The 10,912-nt window shown below is 42.5% G+C and carries 7 protein-coding genes; 4 read left to right on the top strand and 3 right to left on the bottom strand.

Annotated elements, in window-relative coordinates:
* Positions 1-5,362: translocation/assembly module TamB domain-containing protein (locus CDG76_RS25640; RefSeq protein ID WP_223265379.1), on the top strand; the 5,362-nt coding region annotated here is incomplete at its 5' end.
* Between the two features lie 14 nt (positions 5,363-5,376).
* Here the strand turns inward: CDG76_RS25640 and CDG76_RS25635 are convergent.
* Positions 5,377-6,204, bottom strand: coding sequence for an Rpn family recombination-promoting nuclease/putative transposase (locus CDG76_RS25635; RefSeq protein ID WP_094351710.1), 828 nt, complete (start codon positions 6,202-6,204; stop codon positions 5,377-5,379).
* 87 nt (positions 6,205-6,291) lie between these two features.
* Positions 6,292-7,218, bottom strand: coding sequence for a carbohydrate ABC transporter permease (locus CDG76_RS25630; RefSeq protein WP_094351709.1), 927 nt, complete (start codon positions 7,216-7,218; stop codon positions 6,292-6,294).
* Positions 7,219-7,410: 192 nt separating this feature from the next.
* Here CDG76_RS25630 and CDG76_RS25625 point away from each other — a divergent pair, with 192 nt between their 5' ends.
* Positions 7,411-8,073 carry a GIY-YIG nuclease family protein gene (locus tag CDG76_RS25625; protein ID WP_094351708.1) on the top strand — a complete coding sequence of 221 codons (663 nt, stop codon included), beginning with the start codon at positions 7,411-7,413 and terminating at the stop codon, positions 8,071-8,073.
* A 222-nt stretch (positions 8,074-8,295) separates the two neighbouring features.
* On the opposite strand, the gene trmB is transcribed toward CDG76_RS25625, so the two are convergent.
* Positions 8,296-8,943, bottom strand: a complete 648-nt coding sequence (gene trmB, locus CDG76_RS25620; RefSeq protein WP_094351707.1) for a tRNA (guanosine(46)-N7)-methyltransferase TrmB — start codon at positions 8,941-8,943, stop codon at positions 8,296-8,298.
* 397 nt (positions 8,944-9,340) lie between these two features.
* Between trmB and CDG76_RS25615 the strand changes: the two genes are divergently transcribed.
* Together CDG76_RS25615 and CDG76_RS25610 are read left to right on the top strand one after the other, a co-directional pair.
* Positions 9,341-10,069 carry a MotA/TolQ/ExbB proton channel family protein gene (locus CDG76_RS25615; RefSeq protein ID WP_094351706.1) on the top strand — a complete coding sequence of 243 codons (729 nt, stop codon included), beginning with the start codon at positions 9,341-9,343 and terminating at the stop codon, positions 10,067-10,069.
* A 42-nt stretch (positions 10,070-10,111) separates the two neighbouring features.
* Positions 10,112-10,804, top strand: a complete 693-nt coding sequence (locus CDG76_RS25610) for an ExbD/TolR family protein (RefSeq protein ID WP_094351705.1) — start codon at positions 10,112-10,114, stop codon at positions 10,802-10,804.
* Positions 10,805-10,912: the final 108 nt, after the last annotated feature.

The raw sequence follows: 10,912 nt of genomic DNA, 5'->3' as shown, positions 1-10,912 counted from the left end.
GGGGGCAGGGGGAGCAACATCCTCCTCATCTCCCTCATCCCCCGTAACATTTTCTCAACTCAATGGATCTGCTCAACTTTTAGCAAATAACCAGTTGATCCGGTTTGAAGTCGGGGGTCAAGCGGACAGTGGTGGCAATATTTCCATTCAGGGAGAGACGCGTTCTAAGGTGCTAGCAGGGACTTTCCAGGTGCAAGCACAAGATTTTCTGGCTGAGAATATTACTCGGTTGATTAAGTTACCAATTAACTTACAGGCGGGTCGAGCCAATGGCGACTTGTTAATTCGGTTGACACCAGGACAGCAGACTTTATTGTTTGGCAATGCTACTGTGCAAGGGGTAACGCTGCAAATACCCAAAGTCCCGCAATTGTTGAGTAATAGCCAAGGAAACCTGCACTTCCAAGGAACGGAGTTGCAGTTAAATAATGTGACTAGCAACTACGGCAAAATTCCTTTAGTGGCTACGGGAATCATCGACTCTAAAGCAGGCTTTAAATTGGCAGCGCGTGTAAATGCGGTAAGTTTGGCGAATGCCCAAGAGACTCTCAAGGTAAAATTACCTGTACCGATCGCTGGACAAGTACAAGCTTCTTTGCAGATTACTGGGTCAACTAAAGAACCAATTCTCTCCGGCTCAGTTGCCACGATTCAAACTGCTCGGATTGATAAAGTTGATTTTAATAGCATCAGTAGTAAGTTTGAGCTTGTTACTAGTTCCTCTTTAATTACCCTGAAAGATATTCAAGGTAAAGCTAAAGTTGGTGGTGAAATCACGGGCGCTGGTACAATTAAACTTGGTAAGAGTCCGCGACTGGATTTAAATTTCGCCGCCAAGAATGTTCCAGGAGATGCGATCGCCAAAGTTTATGAAACAACACCTGCGTTCCAAATCGGCAATGTTTCAGGTACAGCTCAACTAACTGGCCCTTCCACCAATATCCAAACTGTGGTACAGTTCCAAGCTCCTAACGGAACTTACCCTGGAACAGGCGAGGTTGCGATCGCTCCAAATCGCAACGTCTCTTTCCGCAATGTGGCTCTGAATGTCAGTGGTGGAACTGTTCGGGCAACTGGTAGTTATGCCAATGAGCGTTGGCAAGCTGTGGCTGTTTCCTCTGGGGTAAAATTAGAACCCTTTGTAGATAAGAGTCAACTGCAAAATGTCTCTTTGGCTGGGGCACAGTTCAATGGTCGTCTCCTCCTCTCAGGCAGCACAGCACCATTTGAAATTGCCACAATTCGCAGTGATGGTGCAGGAGTTCAAATTGGTGGCGGTACAGTTGCAGTTTCTAATATCCAACTGCAAGACCAAAGTTTCTCGGCTCAACTTGTAGCTAATGGTGTACGGTTGGGACAAATATTGAAACAGTCTCCTCCAGTTTTAGATAATCCTTTGGCGGGAACATTCCAAATCGCAGGTAGCAGAGATGATTTCAGCCTGAAAACCATGCGTGGGAGTGGTGAGGGTCGCCTTGCTATTGGCAGGGGTACGATTACAGCCTCTAATATCCAAGTGGCGAATGGTGTATATCAGGCCCAAGTTCAGGCTAAGAATGTGCCTGTGCAGAAGTTGGCAAAAGTACCAAAGCAGTTTCAAGGGGCGTTAAATGGTCAGTTCAACGTAGCGGGTTCTGTTGATTCTTTTAAACCGCAAACTATTCAAGCCAATGGTCAGGCGCGGATAAATGTTGCGGGTGGAACTATTACGGCCTCTAATATCCAACTTGCTAACGGTGTCTATCAGGCGCAAGTTCAAGCGAATAATGTACCTGTGCGCCAGTTGGCAGCAGTACCACCGCAATTTAGAGGGACGTTAACTGGTCAAGTAAACGTGGCAGGTTCTGTTGATTCTTTTAAACCGCAAACGATCCAAGCCAACGGTCAGGCGCGGATAAATGTTGCGGGTGGAACTATTACAGCCTCTAATATCCAAGTGGGTAATGGTGTATACCAGGCGCAAGTTCAGGCAACTAATGTACCGTTACAACAATTAGCAGCAGTACCACCACAGTTTCGAGGGACGTTAACTGGTCAAGCAAACGTGGCGGGTTCTGTTGAATCCTTCCAACCACAAACTATCCAAGCCAACGGTCAGGGACGCCTGGATGTTGCAGGTGGAAATATTACAGCCTCTAATATCCAAGTAGCTAATGGTCGCTATCAAGCTGTAGTTGATGCTTCCGGTGTGGAATTAAATCGGTTAAATCAGCAATTGCGGGGTCAGTTTGGCGGTCAGTTACAATTAGCCGGTACGCTAGGATCGTCCAAACTAGCTGATGTGCGTGCTGCTGGACAGGTGCAACTATCCCAAGGTATCCCTGGCCTAGAGCAACCTTTGAGTGCTGCGATCGCTTGGAGTGGTGAAAGGCTGACCATTGAGCGAGCAACTGCTCCCGGTTTAAGTGTGACTGGTAACATATTAGCCAATGCAAAAAAAGCAGGTATACCGGAAATTACTGCCCTAAATCTCAACGTCCAGGCGCAGAATTACAACTTAAAACAGTTACCGATTAATCTTCCCAATCAAGTTGCTGTGGCGGGAAGAGTAGATTTTAACGGTCAAATCACTGGTAAGTTGCCCTTGCCAAATGTAGTAGGGCAAATCAACTTACGAGACTTGGTTGTTCAAGATATTGCTTTTGAGTCGTTGTTAACTGGAAACATCGATTCAGTACAGGGACGCGGTTTGAGTTTAAACTTGGCAGGTAATAGCGATCGCTTATCCTTCAATTTAGATGCTAATAATCGCCCGAAATCTTTCTTAGTCAAGTGGCAGCAAGCATCAGCCACAGGTAATGTCCAAGGAAATGATTGGGCGCTGAAAGTTGCCAATTTCCCCTTACAAATATTGAATTTGACTCCGCCACCAATTACTCGATTGGGTACTGGTAAGATAGCTGGATTGTTAACTGGGGATTTGCTGTTTAATCAGCAGACATTGGCAACAACAGGGAATTTAGCGATCGCAAATCCGCAAATTGGCCGGGTTAAAGGCGATCGAATAGCTGCTCAATTCCGCTACGGTGAAGGTAAAGCCACACTCACTAGTAGCGAATTTGTCAAAGGGAAAAGTAGCTACGCCCTTGTTGGTACTGTGGTTCAAAACCCTAAAGGGCCTCAATTACAAGGTAAACTAAACGTCAAGCAGGGTGAGATCCAAGATGTTCTGGCTGTAGCAAAGGTATTTGATTTACAAAATTTGCCAGGTGGTTCGGCAGAAATCTACGGCACAGCAGCGGATCTGACTACCAACCCCCAAGGAACACCAAATGAACCTTTATTCACCCAAATCCAACGGTTTTCTGAAATTGAAGCTTTAGTGGCAGAACAGGAAGAACAGCGACTGAATTCCACTCCAATACCAGATTTGGCAGACTTAAAGGGGACTTTCAATGGGGAAGTGGCTGTAAATACAGCTACAGCCAATGGATTATCAGTGGATTTTAATTTGAATGGACAAGACTTTGCCTGGGGTAAAAAGGAAGAAAGAAATCGTTTTTATACTGCCGAAAAAGTGATTGCTGAAGGCAACTTTGAGAACGGTGTTTTAAGCTTGCGACCATTACGAATCGAATCTCAAAACAGGCTGATTGCGTTTACGGGTAACGTTGGTGGTGATGAACAATCTGGTCAATTGCGGGTGAATAATTTTCCAGTACAACTATTGAATAATGTTGTCAAACTACCAGTTGGAATCACAGGTAATCTTAACGGTACAGCAGCTTTAGCCGGCAGCATTGCTAATCCCCAAGCTAGAGGAGAATTGCAAATCACAGAAGGAATATTAAATCAGAGCAAAATAGAATCAGCAACAGCAAGTTTTAGCTATGCCAATGGACGCTTAAACTTTGGTAGTACTGTAGCAGTTGCTGGGCCAAAACCTGTTGATATTACTGGTAGCATCCCTTATAAATTGCCTTTTGCTTCCGTCGCACCAGACAGCGATCAAATCAGTTTGGATATGAAGTTGGAAAACGAGGGATTGGGGCTGTTAAACGCATTGACTAATCAAGTGGTATTTGAGAAAGGTGAAGGAGAAGTAAACCTCAAAGTGCGGGGAACATTGCAAAAACCCGAAGTAAATGGAATTGCTACTATCAATGATGCTACTTTTTCAGCCCAGGCTTTGCCACGTAAGCTGAGAGGTGTCACAGGTAGAGTACTGTTTAATTTTGACAGCATCTTAGTAGAAAATCTTCAAGGTAGATTTAGCCGTGGGACGGTAGAAGTTGCTGGGGAAATTCCCATCTTCAACAATGAGAACGTAACTATCAAAAATCCCCTGACTGTTAATCTTGATCAGCTTGCATTGAATCTCAAAGGACTTTATCAGGGAGGCGCTAGTGGCAATTTGCAGATTACTGGTTCTGCCCTTAATCCCATAATTGGCGGTAGAGTAAATTTATTTGATGGTAAAGTATTGCTGGCAGAATCTACCGACGCCACGACATCTGAAAATGGTAGTATTGGCGTATCACCTACAAAAGACAATAAGCAGAGCAAATCTGAAATTGGAAATGGGACGGGAAATACTAACGCCAGATTTAATAATTTAGATTTGGAACTAGGTAAAAACGTCCAAATTACCCGTGACCCTATTCTCAACTTCCGCGCCACTGGTAATCTCATAGTTAACGGCTTAATCAATCAGCCGATACCCGATGGCACCATCCAGTTAGAAAAAGGAGGGGTAAATTTATTTACTACCCAATTTAACCTTGCTCGTGGCTATAAACACACTGCAACATTTAGTCCTTCTCAACCCCGCGACCCCAACTTAGATATTCGGCTATTTGCCAAAGTACTAGATGTAACTCAAAGTAATGACTTCAGCCGGGTAAATTCTACAGGTTTATCAGCGTTAGAGAGTGTTCGAGTCGAAGCTACTATCAACGGTTTAGCTAGTAAACTAAATGAAAATATAGAATTAACAAGTAGTCCGTCACGTAGTCAAACTGAAATTGTTGCTCTTTTAGGAGGTGGATTTGTAGACACCCAAGGACGTGCAGACAGTACTTTAGGTCTGATTAACATTGCAGGTTCGGCTGTGTTTAACAATTTTCAGTCAGCTTTTAACCAAATTGGGAGTACTTTTGGCTTAAGTGAACTACGGATATTTCCTACCGTTATTTCTGAGAATCCCGAAGCCGGAAGAAGCAATTCAAGTTTGGAATTAGCAGCGGAGGCTGGGGTTGACATTTCTTCCAAAATATCTGTTTCCAGTATCAAAATTTTGACAACAAACGACCCCTTTCAATGGGGTATTAATTACCGGATAAATAATGAATTTCGCGTGCGTGCCTCCACTAACTTAACCGATGACAGTCGTGCTGTAGTGGAATATCAAAAGCGATTTTAAATAAATCTCTTCAATTACGAATTGCTTCCTGTTTCCTCTTCTCCTTGCTTCTCAATAGCTTGTTGTACTTGTTTAACATCCAATTCTAATGCTTCAGCAATTTGCTCTATACTTAAACCCAACTTAAGCAGACGGGGTATAGTCTCCAGCTTTGTTTCTTCGCGAACCTCTTCTTTTACTTCCTGCTTTGTTTCTTCCTTTACTTCCTGGTAAAATTTAGTTTGTCTCCAATCGGTTAATCCAAACATCGCTTCTAACTCCTGCTGACTTTTGTTTACAAATTTGTAGATAAGCATTCTCTCTACTAATTCTAAAAGATTACTACGGTTAGCTTCATCCGTTTGTTGTACTTGTTTTATCAAGTTTTTCGCTTGCTGTACGGCTTGATCTTCTGCTGCAACTACTAACTTAATTACGCCTAGCCCAATCGAAGATGATGGTACATTATCTAATTCGTCTAAATAAATTATACGAATTTGCTGTGGAGCTAATGATGTTTGATAAATGAATGGTATACCTGGGTCGAGATTACGTTGAGCAAAAAGTAATACTGCTTGCCAGCGACGTTGAGGTTTATATTGATTTATATAGAGGAAAGCTTCTGTGATTATTCGCCAGTAAATATCATCATCGCGCTGAAACTGTACTTCAACAAAATAGATTGTGTCTTCTGGAAATTCAGGTTTGGGTAAGAATAAGCCATCGATACGACGTGCTAGTTCTTTGATTTCTACTGAGGTAAATTGGTAGTGTAATGCTAAAGCTTGCGATTGTTCCAAAAGTTCAAATAAGACATCTGGAAGAGTTTGGAATAAGGTGTAAAAAATCGTGTCTGTTTTCATGCACTCTCGATATTTGAATATTTTCAGATTCTCGAAGATGAGAGAAGATAATTTTTCTAAATTGAATATATTTAAATTCAGGTAATATTAAATTGTGATATCATCACCTTGCTGATTAATAGCTAATCGCAAAACTGACAAGCCTAAAATTATTAAAAATAGTACCAACCCAATCGTGCAAGCATAGCTAATTTCCAAGTTGTTGAAGGCTTGCTCATATAAATAATAAACAATCGTCTTCGAGCTACTGAGTGGGCCTCCTTGAGTCATAATGTAGACTTCTTCAAAGACTTTGGTCGCAGAAATAGCCGAAATTACCGCCACTAGCGCTAGATATGGCTTCATCAAAGGTATGGTAATATCCCAATGTTTGCTAATACCATCAGAGCCATCAATGGCTGCGGCTTCATACACATCAGCGGGAATTGATTGCAACCCCGCTAAATAAATCACCATGTAGTAGCCTAATCCCTTCCACACGGTGACAGCCATGACGCTGGCAAGAGAAATTGGTACAATGCCAAAAATTTTTGCTGGGCTAGTTAGCCAAGGAATACCTTCTGGAAAAAGACCTAAAGCTTTAAATAACTGATTCAGTAATCCGTTTTCTGCATACAGCCATTTCCAAGCGATTCCTGCAACCACCATTGAAATTACCACTGGAGTATAGTAAGCTGCTCTAAACCAATTCATCCCCCGCAGTTTCTGATTTACTAAAATTGCCAGTATTAAAGGAGCAATTACTAAAATTGGTACTACACCCACAAGATATAAAAAAGTGTTTTCCAAGGTTTTCCAAAAAACTACATCCTTCCAAAGCTTGAGGAAGTTGGCGAAACCTATCCATTGTGGTGGCTGGGCAATATCTTCATAGCTGGTAAAACTGAGGTAAAACGCTTGTAGTGCAGGCCAAAAGACAGTTAAGCCTAAAAGAACTAAGGCGGGTAATAAAAATAAATAAGGGGTAAGTCGCTGTTTGATGAACATCCAATTTTTAGGTATCAATTGATTCATAGGAAGTTTAATAGTTATTTTCACTTTGTCAGAAAAAGAATTTGGAGATGTGAGTAGATTTAAGCTTCAATATTTTAAGGGCATTATTTGCTTGTGTAAGCATTGGCGTAGCCTCTGTCTACGACACGCTACGCGAACGTAGAGAAGCTCGTCGTAGAACATCACTAATTAATAACTTGGAGATCAACTGCAATGGAAACTCAGCACAATCCGCCAATTGAACATCAAAATGTCCCCATAAACCACCGTGGACTGCATGATTTTTTGTATAGTTCTGACAACGAACACGCCGCCATTGAGGTGAGTATAACTCCTGAACTGGCAAATAATGGTACTGAAATCATTGACCTTGAGACTTGGAGTGTGGCTGCTCAGAACGCTAAAATTGCCGGAGTTTACGCAGTATTAGATGCAGAACGCCGCACGCAGTACATTGGCTATTCTCGGAATGTGTTGCTTTCCCTAAACGGCCATCTTCGCCAAAATGGCGAACAAAAGTGTGCTTTTGTACTTGTGCAAGCATTCAAGTTTCCCAAGCGTCAAGAAATGGAAGATTTGCGAGATGCGTGGATAGCAGAACTCGAAAGTACGCCACCTGGTAATGCAAATGATTGCGGAATGTGGGCTAGTACGGTAGGTGAAGCGACTAAGGCGGTAATGTCAGAAGCCCAACTTCAAGCCTACGAGGAGAAAAAGCTAAAACTGCGGAAAGCAATGGCTGATACAACTCTTTCTAAAGAGTTAGAAACAATAGATGCGAGTGAAGCCGAACGTCAGCGTCAACTTGAGGCTGCTGTGAACAACGATGACTGGAGTGTGATTATCGACGCACAGACACAGGAAACTAAGTATTGATTTTTGTCTGCTTGATTGCGCTATCTGACTTTTTAAGTAATACCAATTCAAAATTTTGACCCTTAATAAAACATTTATGTCCCAAAAAACTTTCCAATTCTGGGCAATGTTTAATGAAAATATAACAAGCAAGACTTAAGTAATATTAATAAATATTTATAAGGCTGCTCAATAAAACTTCAAATTCAACATTTGGGAATAGAGTTGATATTATAAACATCTCTATTCTGTACTTCTCACCCTTTCAAACAAAGCTCGATAGACAGGCTCACCCTTTTTTTGCGTGCCTATTTCCCGTTCTGTGGGTACTGGTAGCGGATTTTCGGCTAGCCATTCTCCTGCACCAACTTTCTGAAAAGCTGAATTAGCAGCAAAGCGATCGCGCATTTCTACAGCAACAAATTCCATATCTGATTGCAGAAATACCAACCCCCCAACAGCGAGATAATTAGCTAAGTCTGCCACTAGTTCTGGTTGGACTACACGACGTTTAGCGTGGCGCGTTTTAAACCAAGGATCGGGAAATTGAATAGTAACGCGTTGTAAACTTCCTAGAGGCAGGGAAGATAAAAGCGATTGCAGTGAGTTATTCACATTGCAAAACAAGTAGTGCAGGTTTGTTAAAGCCAACTCAGAACATAACTTATTCGCCTCTACCACCAGCGGTTCTCGAATTTCTAAGCCGAGAAAATTCCAGTTAGGTTCTATCTTGGCCATATTCAACAAAAAAAGTCCCTTAGCGCAGCCAATATCTAAATGTAGTGGTTGATTTGGCTTTGCATAAATTTTTTCCCAGTCAAGGGGACTTGCTGGTGTTTGATACTTTTTACCAAGTGGATTAACATGCTGGCGGACTCGGACTGCTGCCAAAATTTGTTCTCCTTTACGTGAAAATATCCTGTGGTGATTCAGGTTATATCAATTCAAAAAATGTTTGCGACCAAAACACCTCACCCTCACTGATGCACACCCTCCCCGAAGCCTTGGAGAGGGTTGGGTAGGGTCTTATCTATGTATTGCATTCTTTTTTCAAATTGGTATTACAAGGAAGTCTAACAAAAGTATGCCAAAAATTATCGGTCTATCATTCAATTGCCTACCCAGCAGCAAGTTTGTACAGCAGTATCAGTCAAATACGTCATCCTTGCACTGTTTTTTTAGGTTTTCGAGAAATTTATATTTTGGAAGTCCCTCATTTTGCATTAATCTCTAGAATTAAAATGCCTTAACACATTTGCTTTAGTCGTGGAGGGAGGAAATTTAAACAGTGGATATTTTAGATTTGTTTTACAAGGGTGGGCCAGCAATGTGGCCTTTGCTAATTCTGTCGATTCTGGCTTTGAGTGTCATTTTCGAGCGTTTGTGGTTCTGGTTGCGAATGTTGACTCAGGAAAAGCAAATAGTCAATCGCATCCTGGATGCTGCCCAGGATAATTGGGAAGTAGCTGCGGACATCGCCAGACAAGCAAGCCATCAACCTGTCGGGCGTTTTCTCTACGCCCCTCTACGTTTAGCGAAAAGTGATGCGGAAACCTTTCGACTAGCACTGGAGGCTACGGCAGAAGACGAATTAGCTGGGATGCGAAGGGGTGAAAAACTTTTAGAAGCCGTGATTGCCTTAGCGCCGTTGCTGGGATTATTGGGAACAGTTTTGGGTTTAATCCACTCTCTGCGCTCAATTCGGATTGGCGATTTGGGAACTGAATCTACTGCTGGGGTGACTACTGGTATTGGTGAATCCTTAATTAGTACGGCAAGTGGGCTAATAGTTGCCATCATTAGTTTGGTATTTTACCGCCTATTTCAAAGTTTTGTAGTCAACCAAGTCAAAGTTTTTCGGAAGGCAGGGAATGAGATGGAATTGCTCTATCGCCAGTCTCCTCCTGACTTTAGCAATAGGACATCAGCAATTGTGCCAGAAAATTTTACTCCACCCCGCAAGCCAGGAAAAACTAGAGTTTCTGAACCTCCTGAACCTCCGAATACACCTAATTAATAGTCAATAATTCAACCCCTAAACTAGGCTTGAGAGTGAGACATGAAAGTTAATCTACATACTCCAATTGAAGAAGTCCAAATTCAAATCATTCCTTTAATTGATGTCGTTTTTTGTATCCTGACATTTTTTTTATTAGCAGCTTTACAATTTACACGCCAACAAGCAATAAATGTTGATTTGCCTAAAGCCAGCCCCAGTACAGTTTCTGGAATAACATCACAGAGTGGAAGTGTGATTGTTACCATTGATGCTGTGGGCAATACTTACATAGAAAAACAGCCTGTAAAACAGGAAGATTTGAGACAGAGCTTAAAACAGTATCTCCAAGCAAACCCTAATGCCATTGTCGTGCTGAATGCTTCGCGCACAGCAACTTACAATGATGTGATTGAGACATTGGACTTGCTACGACAAGTAGGGGGCGATCGCGTTTCTTTGGGAATTATTCCTGGCCCATCTCAACCATCCATAGACTCGCCTAACCAGCCTGCTATCCCCTCTTTCCCAATCAATCCTGGTGCTGCGCCACTTCCAGGAATCAATCCCGAAGGGAATATTACCCCAAAATTCCCCTTAGCACCTAATTCTGCACCCTTTCCTAGCATCACTCAGCCTCCAGCTGGGCAAGGCATCAGTCCTATCAATCCTGGTATTTCTCCCGTGGTTCCTAACTCAACAGCGCCTCAAGCGCCTGTAGCACCCAAACAAACCCAACCTCCTCTTAAAAGATGAGATAGGGGAATGGGGAATTGGGGATGGGGCATAGTAGTTCCGAGTTCCGTTAGCGGATAGCTAGGGTTTAGCCCGTTCCGAGTTCTGAGTAAATAAGTGAGATTTCCC

The sequence above is a fragment of the Nostoc sp. 'Peltigera membranacea cyanobiont' 210A genome, from assembly GCF_002246015.1.
Lineage (GTDB): Bacteria > Cyanobacteriota > Cyanobacteriia > Cyanobacteriales > Nostocaceae > Nostoc.
Note: the sequence above shows the minus strand (reverse complement) of the source record. Positions and strands in the feature narration are given on the sequence as shown.

Excerpts from the sequence above, each read along its gene's own strand:
- CDG76_RS25635 (WP_094351710.1), bottom strand. The coding sequence starts at position 6,204 with ATGAAAACAGACACGATTTTTTACACCTTATTCCAAACTCTTCCAGAT.
- CDG76_RS25630 (WP_094351709.1), bottom strand. The coding sequence starts at position 7,218 with ATGAATCAATTGATACCTAAAAATTGGATGTTCATCAAACAGCGACTT.
- CDG76_RS25625 (WP_094351708.1), top strand. The coding sequence starts at position 7,411 with ATGGAAACTCAGCACAATCCGCCAATTGAACATCAAAATGTCCCCATA.
- CDG76_RS25610 (WP_094351705.1), top strand. The coding sequence starts at position 10,112 with ATGAAAGTTAATCTACATACTCCAATTGAAGAAGTCCAAATTCAAATC.